25 protein-coding genes are annotated in these 18,887 nt (G+C 36.3%); 19 read left to right on the forward strand and 6 right to left on the reverse strand.

The features are described 5' to 3' along the window. The first annotated feature begins 55 nt into the window (after positions 1-55). From BEN71_RS10440 to BEN71_RS10455, 4 genes are read left to right on the forward strand one after another with little or no spacing between them, the layout of a single operon-like run. Entirely contained in the window at positions 56-403 is a 348-nt protein-coding gene (locus BEN71_RS10440; RefSeq protein WP_068975877.1) for a hypothetical protein, read from the forward strand. After that, a complete protein-coding gene (locus tag BEN71_RS10445; RefSeq protein ID WP_227542592.1) occupies positions 403-957 on the forward strand; it encodes a hypothetical protein in 555 nt (184 codons plus the stop codon). The genes BEN71_RS10440 and BEN71_RS10445 overlap by 1 nt, the downstream gene beginning before the upstream one ends. Then, a complete protein-coding gene (locus BEN71_RS10450; RefSeq protein ID WP_068975157.1) occupies positions 941-1,216 on the forward strand; it encodes a hypothetical protein in 276 nt (91 codons plus the stop codon). Before BEN71_RS10445 ends, BEN71_RS10450 begins: the two co-directional genes overlap by 17 nt. Beyond that, positions 1,216-1,491, forward strand: a complete 276-nt coding sequence (locus BEN71_RS10455; RefSeq protein ID WP_068975156.1) for a hypothetical protein — start codon at positions 1,216-1,218, stop codon at positions 1,489-1,491. Before BEN71_RS10450 ends, BEN71_RS10455 begins: the two co-directional genes overlap by 1 nt. A gap of 89 nt (positions 1,492-1,580) precedes the next feature. Here BEN71_RS10455 and ybaK read toward each other — a convergent pair whose 3' ends face one another. Further along, the gene (gene ybaK / locus BEN71_RS10460) at positions 1,581-2,048 is read right to left on the reverse strand and encodes a Cys-tRNA(Pro) deacylase (RefSeq protein ID WP_068975155.1); all 468 of its coding nucleotides are present in this window, start codon (positions 2,046-2,048) and stop codon (positions 1,581-1,583) included. A gap of 161 nt (positions 2,049-2,209) precedes the next feature. Here ybaK and BEN71_RS10465 point away from each other — a divergent pair, with 161 nt between their 5' ends. From BEN71_RS10465 to BEN71_RS10500, 8 genes are all read left to right on the forward strand, one after another. Beyond that, a complete protein-coding gene (locus tag BEN71_RS10465) occupies positions 2,210-2,854 on the forward strand; it encodes a CDP-alcohol phosphatidyltransferase family protein (RefSeq protein WP_068975154.1) in 645 nt (214 codons plus the stop codon). 26 nt (positions 2,855-2,880) lie between these two features. Continuing rightward, a complete protein-coding gene (locus BEN71_RS10470; RefSeq protein WP_068975153.1) occupies positions 2,881-4,629 on the forward strand; it encodes a bifunctional alpha/beta hydrolase/class I SAM-dependent methyltransferase in 1,749 nt (582 codons plus the stop codon). Between the two features lie 94 nt (positions 4,630-4,723). Further along, complete coding sequence (locus tag BEN71_RS10475; RefSeq protein WP_068975152.1) at positions 4,724-6,091, forward strand: phosphatase PAP2/dual specificity phosphatase family protein; 1,368 nt, start codon at positions 4,724-4,726, stop codon at positions 6,089-6,091. Further along, positions 6,088-6,522, forward strand: a complete 435-nt coding sequence (locus BEN71_RS10480; protein WP_068975151.1) for a hypothetical protein — start codon at positions 6,088-6,090, stop codon at positions 6,520-6,522. The genes BEN71_RS10475 and BEN71_RS10480 overlap by 4 nt, the downstream gene beginning before the upstream one ends. Positions 6,523-6,603: 81 nt before the next feature. Further along, positions 6,604-7,254, forward strand: a complete 651-nt coding sequence (locus BEN71_RS10485; RefSeq protein WP_171405023.1) for a lysophospholipid acyltransferase family protein — start codon at positions 6,604-6,606, stop codon at positions 7,252-7,254. Next, positions 7,251-8,195, forward strand: a complete 945-nt coding sequence (locus BEN71_RS10490) for a phosphatidate cytidylyltransferase (RefSeq protein WP_068975149.1) — start codon at positions 7,251-7,253, stop codon at positions 8,193-8,195. Before BEN71_RS10485 ends, BEN71_RS10490 begins: the two co-directional genes overlap by 4 nt. 58 nt (positions 8,196-8,253) lie before the next feature. Beyond that, complete coding sequence (locus tag BEN71_RS10495) at positions 8,254-8,844, forward strand: hypothetical protein (RefSeq protein ID WP_068975148.1); 591 nt, start codon at positions 8,254-8,256, stop codon at positions 8,842-8,844. Positions 8,845-9,045: 201 nt separating this feature from the next. Next, positions 9,046-9,528 carry a lytic transglycosylase domain-containing protein gene (locus tag BEN71_RS10500; RefSeq protein WP_162994971.1) on the forward strand — a complete coding sequence of 161 codons (483 nt, stop codon included), beginning with the start codon at positions 9,046-9,048 and terminating at the stop codon, positions 9,526-9,528. A 355-nt stretch (positions 9,529-9,883) separates the two neighbouring features. Here BEN71_RS10500 and BEN71_RS10505 read toward each other — a convergent pair whose 3' ends face one another. From BEN71_RS10505 to BEN71_RS10515, 3 genes are read right to left on the reverse strand one after another with little or no spacing between them, the layout of a single operon-like run. Continuing rightward, positions 9,884-10,669: a glutathione S-transferase N-terminal domain-containing protein gene (locus tag BEN71_RS10505; RefSeq protein WP_068975146.1), complete on the reverse strand. Its 786-nt coding sequence runs from the start codon at positions 10,667-10,669 to the stop codon at positions 9,884-9,886. 38 nt (positions 10,670-10,707) lie between these two features. Beyond that, entirely contained in the window at positions 10,708-11,220 is a 513-nt protein-coding gene (gene rraA / locus BEN71_RS10510; RefSeq protein ID WP_068975145.1) for a ribonuclease E activity regulator RraA, read from the reverse strand. A 12-nt stretch (positions 11,221-11,232) separates the two neighbouring features. Beyond that, on the reverse strand, positions 11,233-11,913 hold the full coding sequence (locus tag BEN71_RS10515) for a Rossmann-fold NAD(P)-binding domain-containing protein (RefSeq protein ID WP_068975144.1): 681 nt from the start codon (positions 11,911-11,913) through the stop codon (positions 11,233-11,235). A gap of 214 nt (positions 11,914-12,127) precedes the next feature. Between BEN71_RS10515 and rpsT the strand changes: the two genes are divergently transcribed. Both rpsT and BEN71_RS10525 read left to right on the forward strand, forming a co-directional pair. After that, a complete protein-coding gene (rpsT, locus tag BEN71_RS10520; protein ID WP_004720657.1) occupies positions 12,128-12,394 on the forward strand; it encodes a 30S ribosomal protein S20 in 267 nt (88 codons plus the stop codon). Between the two features lie 154 nt (positions 12,395-12,548). Beyond that, the gene (locus BEN71_RS10525; RefSeq protein ID WP_068975143.1) at positions 12,549-13,352 is read left to right on the forward strand and encodes a hypothetical protein; all 804 of its coding nucleotides are present in this window, start codon (positions 12,549-12,551) and stop codon (positions 13,350-13,352) included. 376 nt (positions 13,353-13,728) lie between these two features. Here BEN71_RS10525 and ispF read toward each other — a convergent pair whose 3' ends face one another. Next, positions 13,729-14,220, reverse strand: coding sequence for a 2-C-methyl-D-erythritol 2,4-cyclodiphosphate synthase (gene ispF, locus BEN71_RS10530; protein WP_068975142.1), 492 nt, complete (start codon positions 14,218-14,220; stop codon positions 13,729-13,731). A 98-nt stretch (positions 14,221-14,318) separates the two neighbouring features. Here ispF and BEN71_RS10535 point away from each other — a divergent pair, with 98 nt between their 5' ends. The 5 genes from BEN71_RS10535 (at position 14,319) to BEN71_RS10555 (ending at position 18,161) form a co-directional block, all read left to right on the forward strand. Then, positions 14,319-14,969, forward strand: coding sequence for an A1S_1983 family putative colistin resistance protein (locus tag BEN71_RS10535; protein WP_068975141.1), 651 nt, complete (start codon positions 14,319-14,321; stop codon positions 14,967-14,969). A gap of 112 nt (positions 14,970-15,081) precedes the next feature. Continuing rightward, positions 15,082-15,681: a hypothetical protein gene (locus BEN71_RS10540; protein WP_068975140.1), complete on the forward strand. Its 600-nt coding sequence runs from the start codon at positions 15,082-15,084 to the stop codon at positions 15,679-15,681. Between the two features lie 19 nt (positions 15,682-15,700). After that, positions 15,701-16,339, forward strand: a complete 639-nt coding sequence (locus BEN71_RS10545; protein WP_068975139.1) for a DUF4304 domain-containing protein — start codon at positions 15,701-15,703, stop codon at positions 16,337-16,339. A 196-nt stretch (positions 16,340-16,535) separates the two neighbouring features. Next, on the forward strand, positions 16,536-17,576 hold the full coding sequence (locus BEN71_RS10550) for an AlbA family DNA-binding domain-containing protein (protein ID WP_068975138.1): 1,041 nt from the start codon (positions 16,536-16,538) through the stop codon (positions 17,574-17,576). 27 nt (positions 17,577-17,603) lie between these two features. Further along, positions 17,604-18,161 carry a CbrC family protein gene (locus tag BEN71_RS10555; protein ID WP_068975137.1) on the forward strand — a complete coding sequence of 186 codons (558 nt, stop codon included), beginning with the start codon at positions 17,604-17,606 and terminating at the stop codon, positions 18,159-18,161. Between the two features lie 43 nt (positions 18,162-18,204). Here BEN71_RS10555 and BEN71_RS10560 read toward each other — a convergent pair whose 3' ends face one another. Continuing rightward, positions 18,205-18,807, reverse strand: coding sequence for a GNAT family N-acetyltransferase (locus tag BEN71_RS10560; RefSeq protein ID WP_068975136.1), 603 nt, complete (start codon positions 18,805-18,807; stop codon positions 18,205-18,207). Positions 18,808-18,887: the final 80 nt, after the last annotated feature.

Below are 18,887 nucleotides of genomic sequence, written 5' to 3' on the forward strand. Positions count from 1 at the left end.
AATAGGCTCAAATTTAACGGTAATTATTTATTTTAATAGAATTATGGTGGTTGTGATGGAAATTAATCAATTAAAACCTGCTGAAATTATTCGCGATGAGATGGGAACTTGGTCACACCCTACTTACCTTGCTTACTTAGATAAATATCATTCGGATGACGAAGTCATCTCATCAGAAGCATGGGGAGCAATGCTGGATCATTTCAATATTGAGACAGTTATCTTTTATTTAGAAAGCTCTGTGTCTTCTGATGATTGGGAAATCATGATGGACAATTGCGATATTACAAAATGGGATCCGATTGCACCAAATGGATTTTTCTTAATTGATATTAACTTTAGTGAAGATGATGCATACGCGCTTTTCGCACGTGAAATTCGTAAAAAAAGTGAGGTTGCGTGATGGATATTAAAGGAATGCCAACATTGGCAGAGAAACAATCATTTTGGGCTGAGCAATTACCAAATTTCGAAGCAAAATATTGGTTGACAGACCGTGCTGAAGTCCTTGTTTTTGATATGGAGCAAGGTAACTATGTTGTAAAAGATGGTCTTGATCCGATTTATAAAGATGATGCAAATGACACTTTTCACCGTGTGAATACTGGTTGGGCGATGTGGTTAAAAGCTATTAGTTTTTCTAAAGCCCAAGCCATCCCGGAAGGTTTTGTTTTGGTGCCTAAAAACGAACTAACAACAACATATTATTGGGATGGCGCTGAGTATGTAGTGAGCTGTGTTTCTGAATATGAAATGGATTTAGAAAAAGGTGAAATTGCAGAATTAGAAAAGTGGGAGCAAACCAAATCAACTAAAGCATTTTTTGCAAACATATATTCGGATGAAGATAACTTCGAAATTGTGGAATTTGATTCAATTGAGGCTGCTGAATTAGCTGTTAGAGAAAACAAAGCAATGATCGAAGCACAGGAGCAAAGTCATGACAATTCAAACTGAGGAAATCGAACTTAAACAAACCTGTGGTGAATCACCTGAACAATACGATGCTTTTTATAAGGGCAAACAGGTTGGTTATCTCCGCTTAAGACATGGCGAGTTTAGAGTTGATTATCCTGATTGTGGTGATGAGACAATTTTCTATTCAGAAGAAATGCAAGGCGATGGAAAATTTAAAGATGATGAGCGTGATGAATTTCTTTTAAAAGCCAAGCAAGCGATTGTGAAAAGATTGAAAGAAGAAAAGGAGGAAGGTTGATGGGAGTTATCAAAGAGCGTGACGATGATCTACTTCAGGCTATTTTTGATGAGATGCAATATCTTAAGCGAGTGTTACTCACTAAAAATGAACGTCGAATTGGTCGTGCTGAGTTTGCAAAATTATTAAATATTGAGCCTGAAACGCTGGATGCACGAATTAGAGAAGGTCGCTACACTAAGCCATATAAAGATGGTAGGAAAAGCTATTGGTTAAACTCCTATGTTCAATCTGTAATACTTGATGTAGACTCAAATTATAAAGCCACCTCATAGGTGGCTTATTTATTTAGCAATAATTTTTGCGAGTAACATTGTGAGTAACAAGAATAAAAACAAGATGATTTGATTAATAAAAATACTACTTATTCGTCTATAATATCAGCGAAATTAGCACTTAAAACTTTAGCTAAATCACTTGGATTTACACCTATATCTAGCCCTCTTTTTCCGCCACTTACATACACTTTATTTAGCACTTTTGCACTTTCACAAATAACTGTTTTTAAACGCTTTTTCTGTCCTACTGGACTAATACCACCGACCAAATAACCTGTTAAACGTTCAGCATCTTTAGGATCTGCCATGTGCAATTTTTTACATCCAAAAGCACTGGCAACTTTCTTTAAATTGAGCTGATGATTAACGGGTAATACCGCAACAAAATAATTTTTATCGTCAGTGACCATCAAGGTTTTAAACACTTCTTCAACATCTAAACCCAATTTTTCTGCGGCTTCCAAACCAAAACTTTTTGCATTCACATCATGTTCATATTCATGAATAGAAAATTCAATTTTATTAGATTTTAAAACTTTACAAGCAGGTGTCATGATAGATAGCAAAATGATTAACTCTAGAATGGATAAAATTATAGGACGATTCGCACAAATTTAAAAATAACTTTGCTTATTTTTAATCCTGAAAATTAAATCTTGTCAAACAAACAATTATTTGCTTAAAATCCATTCAAATAGCTAATTTTAATAGAACAATGCCATCCATTTACCAGTTAAAACCTGCATTTCAAAACTTATTACGCCCCTTTGTGCAAAAGCTATTTAATGCAGGAGTCACAGCGAATCAAATCACCCTTTTGGCGATGTTCATTTCTATTGCAATCGCCATTTTTATTTATGTCTATTTTCTTGATATTGCACCGAATGTATGGCTATTGATCTTTCCTGTATGGATGCTGGTTCGGATGGCATTTAACGCGATTGATGGCATGCTCGCGCGTGAGTTCAAACAACAATCCAATTTAGGCGCATTTTACAATGAATTGTGTGATGTGATTTCCGACACAGCACTCTATATCTGTTTAGCCGTGTTTAGCTTTATCAGTACACCGCTCTTACTCTTGATTGCTTTTTTAGCGATTTTAAGTGAATACACAGGTGTAATGGCACCACTGATTGGTCAAGAACGTCGCTACGATGGACCAATGGGAAAAAGTGACCGCGCATTTTGGTTAAGTTTAATCACTGTAATTATCGTGATATTTCCTATATTCAGTACAAATCTGCAACTGCTCGGTTGGATTTGTAACGGCATACTCTGCCTTATCGGATTATTACTTATTTTGACAATTTATAACCGCATTAAAAACAGTTTGAAATCGACCACTTCGTCAGTTTAATTCTTAAAAATTTAGGGTATTTAACAATGTATAACAACAGTCACCACACATTCACCACGCATGATAATACTGAGATTTTTTATCAACATTGGAAAACAGCGTCTGTTTCTGAGTCTAAAAAAGCCATCATTTTATTCCATCGTGGTCATGAACATTCTGATCGTATGGCACATTTGGTCAATGAGCTGAATTTACCAGAATTCGACTTTTTTGCATGGGATGCACGTGGTCACGGTAATACTGCTGGCGAACGTGGTGATGCGCCGAGTTTTTCAGCATGTGTCAAAGACATTCAATACTTCGTACAACATATTGAACAAAATTATGGCATTGAAGCTCAAAATATTGCTGTGGTTGCTCAAAGTGTTGGTGCGGTTCTAGCAGCCACTTGGGTGCATGATTATGCTCCTAAAATCCGTGCATTGTGCCTCGCCTCGCCTGCTTTTGACATTAAACTTTATGTGCCTTTTGCTGAACCAAGTTTAAGAGTTATGGAAAAAATTCGTGGCAATTTCTTCATTCAAAGTTATGTCAAAGCCAAAATGCTGACTCATGATGAAGAACGTGCAACAAGCTATGATACAGATCCAAAAATTGCCAAAGCGATTTCTGTGCGTATGTTGCTTGGTTTATATGATGCCTCTAAACGTATTGTGGCAGACTCGCAAAATATCTTTGTACCGACTCAAGTGCTGTGTTCTGGTTCAGACTTTGTGGTTTTCCAAAAACCACAACGAGAGTTCTATCAAAAACTTCCACATCCTAAAAAAGAGTTTCATGTCTTAGATGGTTTCTTCCATGACACTTTAGGCGAAAAAGATCGCTATATTGCCACTGAAAAAATCCGTCGTTTTATCCAACAATGTTTTGCTGTGGAATATCAAGCACCCGATGTTTTAAATGCCGATAAAATTGGTGTCAGTTGTGCCATTGCAGAAGATCTCAGTTCACCATTACCGAATAAATCAATTAAAAATATCTTTTGGGAAATGACTAAAAAGAATTTGAAAATTGGTAGTCATTTATCTACAGGCTTAAAAATTGGTGAAGATACAGGCTATGACTCAGGCAGTACCTTAGACTTTGTTTATCGCAATCAAACAGAAAGTGGCAATCCGATTGGTAAAATCATTGACCGTCAATATTTGAATGCGATTGGTTGGCGCGGTATTCGAGTTCGTAAACAGAACATTGAACATCTATTGCAAAAATACGCTGAGATCCTTGTTAAAAAGCGTAAGCCTTTAAGAATTATGGATATTGCTTCTGGTCATGGTCGTTATATTTTAGATGCTGTTGCGCAATTACCAAAACACCCTGATTCTATTTTACTAAGAGATTATAGTGAGATCAATGTGCAAGCGGGTCAGCAAATGATTGCAGATCGTGGTTTAGCTGAGATTGCTGAATTTATCAAAGCAGATGCATTTGATACGCAATCTTTGGCTTCGGTAAAACCAAAACCATCACTGGCTGTCGTTTCAGGTTTATATGAATTATTTAGTGATAATGATTTGCTTCGTCAATCATTAGAGGGTTTAAGTAAGGCAATTTTGAAAGATGGCTATCTGATCTATACCGGTCAAATTTGGCATCCACAACAAGAGTTTATTGCTCGTGCGCTTACCTCACACCGTGAAGGTGATGCTTGGGTCATGCGTTTACGCTCTCAAGCTGAAATGGATGCTTTGGTTGAGGCCGCAGGCTTTAAAAAAGTTGATCAATGTATCGATGAATTTGGAATATTTACTGTTTCTGTTGCGCAAAAGCTGTAAAGTGACATAAAGGTAGAGGTTTAAATGATTAACCATCTACCTTTCTAAAATGATTCAACTTTTATAAATTAAAATAATAAGTCATGGAATATGTATGCAGACACTCGATAAAGAAAAAGGCACTTGGAAATGGGGAATTCTCTGCTTAGTATTCCTCGCGCCATTCTTCTTCCTGACTTATGGTTTTGCCAACCATTATGCGTCAGGTTTGAGTCATGTACCCAGTATCGTATTTGACTGGGAAAAGCATATTCCGCTGTGGGCTTGGACGATTGTACCTTATTGGTCAATTGACCTATTTTACGGGCTTTCATTATTAATCTGTTGGAATAAATTTGAACTTCGGCAACAAGCTTCACGCCTACTTCTCGCACAAATTATTAGTATTACGTGCTTTCTCTTATTTCCTCTAAAATTCAGTTTTGACCGACCAGCTTTGGATGGATTCTTTGGCTTATGGTTCGATGTACTCATGGGCTTCGATAAACCCTTTAACCAAATGCCTTCTTTACACATTGTTCTTCTAGTCATTCTTTGGGATTTTTATCGCAGACATGTACAAGGTACTTGGAAATACCTCGTTGATCTATGGTGTTTTTTAATCGGTATATCCGTACTGACCACATGGCAACACCATTTTATAGATGTTCCGACAGGTATTTTAGTTGGTGCGATCTGTCTATGGTTATTCCCTGTTTCAGCCAAATCACCATTCAAAAAAGATGGTGTCCAGTTCTTAACATCTAAGCATTTAAAACTGGGAAGTTACTATATGTGTGGTGTGGTCATTTTCGGGATTTTGGCTTATGAGTTCAAACCTTGGGGACTGTGGTTGATTTATCCTGCTGTAAGTTTATTTATCGTGGCGCATAGTTATAGCCTTGTTCGTCCTCATTTTATGCAAAAACAAAGTGATGGCAATATGACCATTGCGGCAAAAATCCTTTTAGCGCCTTATCTTATATTTGCATGGTTGAATAGTCGCATCTGGACGAGAAAGCATCCTGAAGATTCATTTATTATCGAAATTGAAAATAAACAGATTTATATCGGGCGTATTCCTAACTTAAACGATACTCAACAATATCAAGCCATCTTTGACTGTGTTGCGGAACTGCCTTTAAAACATGATTCAGTAACGCATAAAAGTGAATATCAGCAATATCTCAGCTTGGATTTAATTCCATTGCAAGCCAATCAGCTTCAATATGCTGTGGAATATTTCAATGTGCAATTGAACGAATTAAATCACACAGATTCTAAAATTTTAGTCTGTTGTGCTTTAGGCTATTCACGCAGTAGCGCTTTGCTTGCCGCATGGTTAATACAGCAAAAGCATGTTGAAAATGTCCAAGAAGCCGTTGAGTTGATACAAAAAGCACGTCCGTGGGTGGTATTAAAAGAGCCACAAATTGAGGAATTACAAATTTACCAACTCAAACTCAAAGGTTTAGCGCCATGAAGATGAACTTCTTTGTGGTGGCTAAATTATTATCGTCTACCACAGCTTTATTATTTTCAGGCTATCTGGCTTTTGCGCTTTCAATAATTGCGATTTTACTTAAAGGTTGGCAATCCATTGAATTTTGGATATTCATTGTCATTACGTTGTTATTATCTTTTACACACCACTATATTTCCTTCCGTGTGAAATTCGATGCTCAACTCCTTGAAATGATGGCACAAGAATCAAAAATCGAAAGCATTGAAAACTTAACCCAACAATTTGACCAAAGCTTAGTATCAATGAAACTCATGCCCGAATCTAAAGCAGGACGTGATTGGTCAGTACGCTTCGCAGGTTGCTTTAAACTATTTAAAATACAAATTGCTTTGCTGTTACTGCAATATTTTGTTTTAATCATTTTAATCTATAGATTACTTGCACAATAAATTGTTCAATATCAATTGGCTTCAATAATGAATCAAATACCAGAACAGACTACACGATCATCAGTAAAAACGAGTGAAAATGTGAAAACCAATATCGCTTCTAGTTCGATTGCACGTTTTATCGCATTTTTAACACGTCGAGGTGCGCGCTTACTGACTGGTGCACGCAGTTTATGGATTGGTTGCCAACCTGACATGAAACAACGTATTTATTATGCCAATCACAATAGCCATATCGACTTTATTTTATTGTGGTCTTCATTACCTAAATTAATGCGTCGAAAAACCAAACCTGTTGCCGCTTCAGACTATTGGCTCAAAGATGGTTTTCGCCAATTCTTAATTAAAGATACTTTTAATGGTGTGACGATTCAGCGCAATCGTGAAAATAATGCCGATCCATTACAACCGATCAAAGAAGCGCTTGAACAAGGTTATTCGATTATTTTCTTTCCTGAAGGCACACGTAATCTGAATGACGATATTGATTTATTGCCTTTTAAAAGTGGCTTATACAACCTACATAAGCAATTTCCAGAGATTGAAATTGTTCCTGTATGGATTTCCAATTTAAGACGTGTCATGCCCAAAGGTGCTTTTATTCCTTTACCCTTACTTTCAACGGTTTGTTTTGGTTGCCCTTTAGAACAGCACTTAGAATTAGAAAAGACAGCCTTTATCGACTATGCACAAAGTAAGTTATTAGAATTAAAAGAGGTTGAAAATCAATGATTTTAGATAATCTCGATAAGACCTATCTTTTATTTGGTATTTTCGCAGGCATTTTGATTTTTGCATCCAGTGTCGGTTTTATTCTCAAACAAAAAACTGGAGATCAACCATCATCTGTTATTGATAACCTCAATGCACGTATCAATGCATGGTGGGTCATGCTCATCGTGATTGGCGCAGCAATTGCACTGGGTAAAACTGCATTTATTGTATTGTTTGGGATTATTTCATTATTTGCTTTACGTGAATTTATTAGTCTATTGCCAACACGGCGTGGTGACTATTTCCCTTTATTGATTAGCTTTTACTTTGTTATTCCCTATCAATATTTTTTAATTTATACAGATTGGTACGGGCTTTATTCAATTTTTATTCCCTTATATGTATTTTTACTGATTCCAATTGCCAGTTTAAAACAAGAAGATACCAAACATTTTCTAGAAAGAAGCTCAAAAATCCAATGGGGTTTGATGGTCTGTGTGTTCTGTATTTCACATGTTCCTGCTTTGCTGAATTTGAAATTACCTGCTTTCAAAGGTGAACCGATTTGGTTGGCAATTTGGCTGATTATGGTCGTACAAGCATCCGATGTTTTGCAATATGTGTGTGGTAAGCTTTTTGGCAAGCATAAAGTTGCACCAGTATTGTCACCGTCCAAAACTGTTGAAGGACTCCTTGGCGGCATCATTTTAGCGACAGCGCTTGGTGTTGCAATGTCATGGCTCACTCCATTCACCTACTTACAAGCAACTGTCATTGGATTGATTGTTTGTATTTTTGGATTTTTTGGTGGTTTGGTGATGTCTGCAATCAAGCGTGACCGTGGTGTTAAAGATTGGGGACAACTCATTCATGGACATGGCGGTATGTTAGATCGTATTGATTCTATTTGCTTTTCTGCACCGATCTTCTTCCATATCTTGAGATATTGGTGGAGTTAACACAAAGTTTAAATCGCAAATTTAAAGACAAAACTTAATGGATAAGGGGGTTAAAACAATGTATATGAAAACAACAATTTCACTGTTTGGCATGATGATCGTATTGCAAGGTTGTAGTCTATTTGAAGGTTCCGGTTGTAATAACAAAAAAACCGTAGATGCTGTCAAAAAACTTTATGCTAAACAAGTAAATACAAAGCCATTTACATCTATGGAACAGGTACAAAATCAGTTCGGTCCTGACGGCAAACAAACCAATCTTCAAACACAGTCCATTGTTGGAATTTCACTCGCAGATATCAAGCAGATTAATACTTCAAAATCCGCTGGCAATACCAGTTCAGCCTCTGAACCTCAACAGAATGAACAAAGAGATTACCTAATTTCACAGTTTGAAGGTGCGGACTATATTTGTGAAGGTGTGATTCAACAACACGTTGATCAAAATGCTTTAACTGAGATTCGTAAAGACTTACCTCAACAAGATTTACTCTCGATCAAAAACAATCAACTGGCGATTCCTGTTTACTATGCTGTGTACGAAAAAAGTGGAAATAATCAATTTCAAGTCGTATATGCGCCTCAAAACCCAGCCCAATTGATGTTAGCCATCATGCTAAAACAACATCAAGTCAGTTCTAATAAATAGCAAATTGATGATTTTAAGTTGTCAAACTTGTGCGAATAAAGTTGGGAAATAGATACAATTCAACTATAAACCTTGAGTTATCTCGCATTGACAGGTATAGGACGGCAACTTAAGATCGAGTAACTTTGGAATAATCTAATTGGTCGTGTTTTGAATTTTCATCATTTAAAAGTTGCTTCAATAATTACATTAACACTTGCAATGACAGCATGTTCTTCTTTAGGCGGTGGCTCAGTTCAAAAACGTGCAGCAAAACTTTCTGGTGGTATTCAAAAAGCCTATTCCGTTTCACCTGACGTGGCAAATCGTGTTTCACCCATCATTGTGCAAAATGCCGATCAATACAATGTCGATCCACTATTACTCGCAGCCACCATTCGCCAAGAATCAAGTTATCGTAGTTATGTGACTTCTTCTGCGGGTGCTGTTGGACTCACTCAGGTCATGCCACGTTATTGGCAACAATCCTGCCCTGGTGACTTATTCAATGAGTTTGTCAATGTGCAATGTGGCACCATGATTTTAGCAAAATACAATCAGTCAGCGGGCAGTTGGAAAAAAGCTTTGGCATATTACAATGTTGGGCCAACCAATTATGAAACAAATCGTAAAATGCGCAAACAAGGTAAAAAATACGCAAAACAAGTCAAACAGCATGAGAAGAATTTAAAATCAGCTTTGTAAATGTTGCTTATCCTTAACGACTAATTTTATACAGCAACATCAAAACACTTTTTATTTTTCAATAAAATTGGATACGCGCTAACGTCATCCGCAACGTGTTTGAGGCAGGACTACATCTGTAAGTTAATGTTTCTGCGATATATCAATCAAAAGATGGTAGTTATCGAGTTTTGCAGTGAGAAGCGAAGCTTCGCAAGGTGGTTTCCTTGCGCAGTTTCACTGCTCATTTTTCCGAAAAAAAAGTAGGTCGAGCCGAAGGCTTATCCTGAAACTAAAACTTTCGATGTAAGACTCCGTCAAGTATGCTCTAAATCAGTTTGAAAGGTGATTTTTTTAAGTTATTAGCATCAATTACTTAACCATATTGTTTTTGTAAATAATTTACAATTGATTCAGACTCAAACAACTGTGCGCCTGTATTTGGGTCAACCAAATAAGGCACTTGAATATCATTTTTAACACGCCCCATCACAGGAACAACTTTTTCACGCTTACCACCTGTCAAAGGAATATATTTACCAGGTTTTAAACGCAAAACCGATGGACCTTGATCTTGCCAACGCTCTTTAGCCACATTATGAAAAACAAAAGGAATCTCAAGCTCAGTCAATACACCGCGTACAATACGTGTATAGGGGCTTGCTTCAAATCCCCACAACTCAATCAATTGTTCAGGTGCAGCACGATTAACAATCTTTTTATCAATCCATACGCCACGCGCACCATTGATTAGCGTACCAGCAAAGGCCACCACTGGATATTTTGGATAATGTGCATACTTCTTCGGCGTCTTACCATTCTTTCCATAGTGTTTAAATAAATAATGGATAATATCTTGGGATTCATACAGTTTTTCACCTGTATTTTCATCAACCAAGAATGGAAAACGCATTTTTCCACCCAATTCTTTGACTTGTTTACGATATTTCGTACCGCCTTTTGGACATGGATAAACTTCATAATCCAAATTCAATAAAGTCATCACCTCACGGACACGGCGACAAAATGGTGAACCTTCAAATTCATATAACTTTAGTGCTTTTTCAGGCTGATTTGGAAATGGCGTACCATTTGCACCACGACCACCTGCTGTAATTGCTGAAGCTAAAGCCTGTACGACTTTTATTTGATGATGCACCATCTTGCGACCCTCAGGGATAACCCTATTTTGAAATCATTTTATAGATCAACTAATTTTTCTTTTGATACTACAATTCCATTGTTATCGGCATAGACATATTCGCCGGAATTGAAAGTAACACTGCCAAAATACAATGGAACATCCACCTCGCCTATGCCTTTACGATTACTTTTTTGTGGAATTGAAGCCAATGCATGTACACCTAAATCTAATTCAGCCAATGCATCTACATCACGTACACAACCGTAAATGATGACGCCATTCCAGTGATTTTTAACCGCAGATTCAGCAATCATATCGCCCATCAAAGCACAACGCATTGATGCACCGCCATCAACAACCAGTACCTTGCCCTGACCATCTGTCGCAAGTAATTCTTTAACACGTGAATTATCTTCAAAGCATTTCACTGTCACGATTTGACCACCAAATGTTTTGCGCAATCCATAACTTCTAAAGAATTTACCATCTAGAGATGGGATCAAAGTTTGAATTTCTTTTTCAGGATTGTCATCCAATAAATCACAAGTTACGAATGCGACTGTAGACACTTTATTTCTCCATTATATGGCATTTTGTATGCGCAAGTTTTGTATGTATAAATTATCATATATTTCAATTTTTTGAGTTTGAGTTTGTGCAACCTCGACCATAGTATGAGCGACTTGCTCTGCTGTCACTGGCTTATATTTAAAAGAGTTTGGTACTAAATGTGAAAATTTACGATAGAGTTTTTGTGTTGCATCTTCAAGAAAACGCTCCTCTGTACGATCACCCAATAACAATGAAGGTCGAATAATCGAGAATCTATAAAGGTTTAATTTTTGAATATATTCTTCTAACTCGCCTTTGACTTGATTATAGAAAATTGGGGAACCTGCTTTTGCACCCATCGCACTGACCAAAAGAAAATGGGCTTCTGTCATTTCAAACAGATCAGCAAAATGTGCATTGATTTCAAAATCAATATTGTAAAAAGCTTGTTTAGATCCTGCTTTTTTAATGGTTGAGCCTAAACAACTAAACGCATGACTATAGCCATTTACATCTTGATCATTGAGTAAAAGGAAGTCATCTAAAACAAATTGCTCCACTTTTGCATATTGTTCAAATTCCGAATTTTGCTTTCTCACCACGACGGTTATTTTTTCACAACTGCTTAATGAATTTAATTGTTCAACCAAAGATTTTCCCACTAAACCTGTTGCCCCGATCACAATTGCACTTTTTATCGAATTAGTCATTTTTTAAACAATCTCCTAGATTTATCACTAATCTAACGTTTTATTTCAAATTTTTCTGCAACTAAAATGTTGTCAAAGCATGTCAAGACTTGACTTTGATGGGCTATTTAATCACAATATGGCACTTGTTTACGGGCTGGTGATAATCCTCTGATGTAGGTTTTCAGATGCGATTTCAGCCCGCCCAGACCAATCTATTTCAAGGAGTGCACGAGTGGCAAACTCTGCTCAAGCAAAAAAACGTGCTCGTCAAAACGTTAAAGCACGTAAACACAACGCAAGCTTGCGTTCAATGGTACGTACATATATCAAACGCACAATCGCTGCAATCGCTACTGGTGAATATGCTGCTGCAACTGAAGCTTATAAAGCTGCGGTTCCAGTAATTGACCGTATGGCTGATAAAGGTATCATCCATAAAAACAAAGCTGCTCGTCATAAGAGCCGTTTAAATGCACAAGTTAAAGCTTTAGCTAACTAATTTATGCATTCGAAAAAAGCCCGCAAGGGCTTTTTTTACGCCTATGGGTTTTACTTCGCACTTCAAAATTTAAAATATCAATTACAAAACTTCAATAGTTTTAAAGTGCTGAACTTGTAGCATTATTCAATAATAACGCTTGATTCTAATAACAATGCAAACACTCACAACTATTCCTACGATTTATATATTCATCTTTAGTGCAATTGCCTTGCTCATTTGGTCAATTTGGCTTGCTAAAAAGTGGGTTAATCGTTTAGATGACCACCAAAGCACAATAAGTGCTACCACATCCAAATCAAGCTATTTCTTCCCTGCAACACTTATTTTCGTGATCTCGTCTATCGTCTTACCTTTTCTGATCATACTCCCAGTTTCTATTTTTAATTTCATTACCAAGCCTAGCTACCAAGCAACCATCACCTCCTACACTTCTGAATGGGTCACAGATCGAAATTCCAAAGGTATTGAAACCAGAACGTTGATGTATGATGCCTATGTCAGCTTTCAAGATCAGCATGGGCATGTAATAAAAAGCATTCAAACCAATGTCAGTTCTGCACAACAACCTGTTATTGGTGAGCATATTAAAGTGCTCTATGCAGATGGTGATCAAATTGTTCAGGAACTTACAATACGTAACTACATCCTGCAATTTGCCGCTTTTTTTATGACGTTCATTATGGTTTCAATACTCTATAGCATCTTTGCTTATGCGATGAATTTCAACATGAAATCTCTACAGAAATTTTGGTATATATTGATTTTTAGAATCACGATTCCTTTAGCAACCACAGCAATGTTTGCTTGTTTTATCTATGTCATTTTTGAATATTTCTTCTTAGGAAATCCCAATGCGCATCCTATTTGGGTAGCAATAATTTGTAGTGTATTTGCATTGGCACTTTTACCCGTCATTATTCATTTTGTTCGCGGAAATAAAAATGAGGATGCCTAAACATCCTCTGGTATATATTTCTTGATGACTTTCTTTATTAATCGCTGATGTTACACAGTAACACCAAAATCGTAGATTGCTCCTAGAAAAAAGTGGATACGCGATAACGTCATCCGCATTTGTCTGAGACAAGACTACATCTAACCATAAATGTTTCTGCGATATATTCAAAATTTTGACGGAAGCTGACGAGTTCTGCGGATGACAATGGTTTTGCTTACTTTTCCCGTAAGAAAAGTAAGGCGAGCCGCAGGCTAATCCCTAAATCAAAACTTTTGATGCAAGACTCCGCCGAATGTGCTCTAAAACTGTTTGTAACGTGCATTGTTTTTTAACTGCCTAACATCAATGAATCACTTATAGCAATTACACAAAGTTATTTTCCAACATGACTGACCAATACTGTTGCAGTAGAAAGAATCCCTTCCTGACGCCCAGTAAAACCTAATTTCTCAGTAGTAGTTGCTTTAACACTGATTTGTGTCACTTCAACATTCAGTACATCTGCAATACTTTGACGCATTTCTAAATTGTGCTTTGCGAGTTTTGGTCGTTCACAAGCCACAGTGATATCGGCATTATTTAAACGATAACCACGATCTAAAATCAGTTGATAAACATGCTTTAACAAGTTACGACTGTCTGCACCTTTAAATTCAGCATCCGTATCTGGAAAATGCTGTCCAATATCACCCAGTGCCAATGCGCCAAGTAAAGCATCACATAACGCATGAAGCACGACATCGCCATCTGAGTGCGCTTTTAAACCCTGTGTATGTGGAATTTTTACACCTGCCAAAGTCACAAAGTCACCTTCTTCAAAGGCATGTACATCCATTCCCTGCCCAATACGAATTGGTACGATCATTTTCAGCTCCTTTATGCAGTTTTTAAAGTTAAAATCTTTATTCGCCGTTTCTAATTCGCTATAGTACGAATGCAAACATAGTGAAAGTATAAGCGATCATGCTGTTGAAAACAGAACTTAATCAAATTAAAACGCTTTTGTCTGGTCTCATTTTAGGCTGTCTCAGCACGTCTGCGGTCTATGCATTGCCTGTCGATTGTGGACATTCAAATACAACGCTTTTAAAAAAGTTATGTAGCACACAGTTCAGTGACTTACGTTCAGAATTAAATGAAAAATATCTAACGGCTTACTTGATTACTGATGCACCGATCCGTTTGATCAATGATACAAATCATTTATGGTTTAACCGCTTACAACAATGTAAAAGCAATGACTGTCTTAAACAACAATTTGATATTCGATTTGAAGATTTGAATTTTTATACGTCTATGAATCAAAGTTTAACTCAACATTTCATCAAATATGAACATGGTGAAATCTCTAAACAACCAATTCATTTACAAATTCATCAACTCACTAAAGATCGTATTAAAGTGGAAGGTATTGCCTACCGTAATCCAAATAATCGCAAAGAGACTCAAATCGTTCCTTTACTTGCCTATACCACACCTGAAAAAAAGAACGAGATCTTGGACAATGAGCATGATTGTAAATATCAGCTTAATTTTCAAAAAGCCATTTTAACCGTTAAAACTCAACAAAAAGGCTGTGATCGTTTTACGGGGATTTACCGTTTATACGACTAAGTAGCTCTGATTCATCACGAAAATGAACAATTTTTTTCATAAAGTGCTTTGAATTATGCAGATCGCTCAAATATATTAGTCTCTATAACAACTAAACAATATAGAGATAAAAATGACAAAGCTTTTAATTCTAGATCAAGTACCCACTCAGCTTGATCAGACTTCTTTTGGTGGTCTACCTGTTAAAACTATCGGTACACATATAGATTGGCCAATCTGTGAGAATTGCCAAGGGGCAATGCAATATCTAGGTAAAGTCAAAACAGATTTAGGGCTTGAGTTAATTTTTATGTGTAGCCAAGATCCAGGTATGTGTGATGATTGGGATGCCGATGGTGGCGGGAACACTGTTCTTATTATTGACAACACAAATGCTTTGGAACACTTTCAACCCGCTGAATCTGAAAATACACTTCGTGAAACAGAATACAGTGCAAAAATCATTGAAGACCAACACTTAGATTACGCTGAATCACGTCAACAATGGTCTGGTAAGAAGCGAGAAATTTTAGGACAACTTTCAGGGCAAGCAGAATGGATTCAAAATGATGAAACGCCTAACTGCGATTGTTGCCAACAGCCAATGCGCTTTATTGCCCAACTAGAAGAAGGACCAGACCATCGGACATCAATGAACTTTGGCGGTGCAGGTTCAGCCTATCTCTTTGATTGCCCACAAGGCAAAACAGCCAAATTTCTATGGCAATGCTGATTTTTTGTGAATAAAGAACATGGATAAAAACTTTGTTTCTGCTCAATTACGCAACCAGTTTTACCCGATTTTAAAAACACAAGGTTTTACTCAAAAAGCAGATGTATTTAGACAGATTGATGGTGAAATCATTCGTATTGTCGATATTCAACATTCAGTAAAACGGCATTGTTTTCAGGTTAATCTCGGTATTCACCTACGCCCATTAGGTGAATATATCATGGGTTGTACAAGTAAACCTTTAGTCATTGAAACAATGCGTGAATATGATTGTGCATGGAGAAATTCAATTTTCCCTAATTTGATCAATGATTATGATAGCGACTGGATGTATGGTTCAAACGAACAAGAAGCTATCGAAATAGTTCAATTTTTAGTGTCCGAGTGGAATCGTCAAAGTCAAAATTTTTTCAATGCGTTGGCGCATTGGCCACAGGATTTTATTCATCAAGCAAACCTTGCCGTTCAAAATCCAATACATCCAATGGATATGGCTAAATTATGTCATGTCGCAGCTGCTACAGGAAATTTAGACTTAGTCAAAACTTTAGCTGAACTTGCTCTGCCAGCTGTGCCTGAACGAGCAACCTCCTTAAAACAAAAGCTCGAATCCTTTATGATAAATCCTCATTTAGCGATTCCTAATATTTCACCTTAGACATTTCTGGTAGGTGCATATTTATTCATAAATTTGAAATATTTGTTATATTTTCTAACAACTTTACATACACATTTTAAAAACTACAGCTTTATTTATTTGTCTGTATCACTTATAAATAAACCTATATAAATAGTCTGATGACATATTTGTTGTAAATACCGAACACCAAAAACAGAGGATTAAGGGTGTTAATATGGATTTGAACACGTATATCACCAATAAGTTTAAAAACTTTAATGAGTTCCTCGAAACTCAATGGCATGACTACCCCAATAAATATAAAGAAATCCAAACTTTACTCTTCTTTCAGGCTTTTACATCTAACTCACTTTCCGAAAAATTTGAAATTAATATCTATCAAGCTTTTAAATATCCCACATTAAGACACTATTTCCAACAAATTGAAAAATATATTAATATCCCCCCCAAACAACTTTTCCCAACTTCATTTCATCGTCCTTATGAACATATTCTAAATGAATTAAAATATTTAAGTTTTTATCAAGATCATTTTGAGCTACATAAAAAAATAGAAAAAATTCGTGATACCTACAATAAAATCTCTATTCCTGTTGCAAGCCATGATATTTACCAAGAAATCCTACAGTATTTAAAACTGAGTTTTGAATATATTGCTGACCCGAATTTAAGTATTGAATTAAAGACCAAGTTAATTTACCAATGGCAAGACATTCATAACCTAGAAACTGTTACTGCTTATAAATCTTTAGAAAAGATCAAAATCACGTTAAATCATTACCAAAGCAATGCCAATGCAGATTTTTATAAGCAATTGATTCAACAAGGTGAAAATCAAAGGATTGAGTTTAAAGAACGTACCACGGACTTACTCACCAATCGTAAATCTGATCGTTGGGTAAAAGCTTGTTTTGCCTTTATGAATACACGTAATGGCTATGTTTTTATTGGTATTTCGGACGATTTAAAAATTGTCGGGATTCAACAAGAGCTGGCAGAACATTTTAATAATTCAATTGATCTGATGAAGCGCAGTCTGATTGATAAATTAGCACATGAAAGCAATAAAATTTCCAATATTTATACCACGCTAGAAGAAATATACATTCAAAATAAAGTTATTTTAGTTTTTAAATGCAATAAAGCTGATCGTCCTTTGTACTATAAAGGTGAATTGTTTATGCGTACCAATGGTCAAACCACACGTGTTCCGCCTGAATTAATTGAAAGTTTTAGAGAAGAGTTTTATTGTTAATCATTCATAAAAGAAGCAGAAAAGAATATGGATTATCCAAATTTTAAATATCATCCAAATGCTTATAAACTCGATATCTTTATTAAAGAAGATGGTATTTGCTCGGTTTGCAAACAGCAACGAAATTTAAAATATAACTGCTCATTTTATAGCATTGATAAGCCAGATTATATTTGCCCTTGGTGTATTGAAAATGGCGAAGTTGCTAAAAAATTTGAAGGGAGTTTCTTTGACTTAGCTGATTTAGAAAGCGCTATTTTTCATCAACAAGCGGATGGTGATTTTTATTTTACTCACGAAATGAATCCAGAATTAATCGATACAATACTTTATAAAACTCCTAGTTATTTTACTTGGCAACAAGCCGTATGGCTTACTCATTGCATGAGTCCTTGTAAATTTATTGCCTATGCAACCAGTGAAAATATTAAAGATATTTATAATGAACTCATTCCTGATATTCAAGAATCCTGTGTGAATGAAGATTCCATTCAGAATAATATGTATGAAGATGGCTGGTTTAAAGGCTATCTTTTCCAATGTGTTCACTGCTCGCAACACCGTCTACATATCGATTGCAGTTAACAATCTGAAAATAATTGAATCTATAAAATAAGTAAAAATTTGGTTAGTAGCTTTCTATAAGAGAATTTAGGTGCTTTTGGGTATTTGCCCATTCTTCTTTTAGCAAACTATACATGACTGTATCTCTTACTGTTCCATCTTTGCGCAAAGCATCTTGGCGGAGGATACCATCACGATGCGCACCTAAACGCTCAATCGCTTTTTGACTTTTTAAATTACGAATATCTGTACGCAAGACAACTGAATTGGCTTGCAATGTTTCAAAGGCATAACGAAGCAATAAGAGCTTACAACTGGTATTAATATGCGTTCTTTGTGCCGATTTCGCATACCATGTATAACCAATTTCAACACGGCGTACATCCCACACAAAATCACGAAAGCTGGTTGTTCCAACAATACGTCCAGTCGTTTGATCGAGTACAACAAAAGGTACACGTAAGCCTTGAGATTTAAGTTCTAAGGCTTTGGCAATATACGCATTAATCTGGGAGTAATGTGGTACCGAGGTATAATCAAGCTCCCATAGACTTCCATCTTTACACACATCAACTAAAGCCTGTTCATGTTCGGCCTGTAGTGGTAAAAGCTGTACACCATTGATGTGTAATGGTGAATAAAGCGAGGAAAAAACATCTTGATTCATAGCAATTACACCAATGTAGAGGAGGCTCCCCCATTGTCCGCTATGTTTTTTTAAATTTTATGAGCAAAATATTAAGCTTT

It is taken from the genome of Acinetobacter wuhouensis (genome assembly GCF_001696605.3).
GTDB lineage: Bacteria > Pseudomonadota > Gammaproteobacteria > Pseudomonadales > Moraxellaceae > Acinetobacter > Acinetobacter wuhouensis.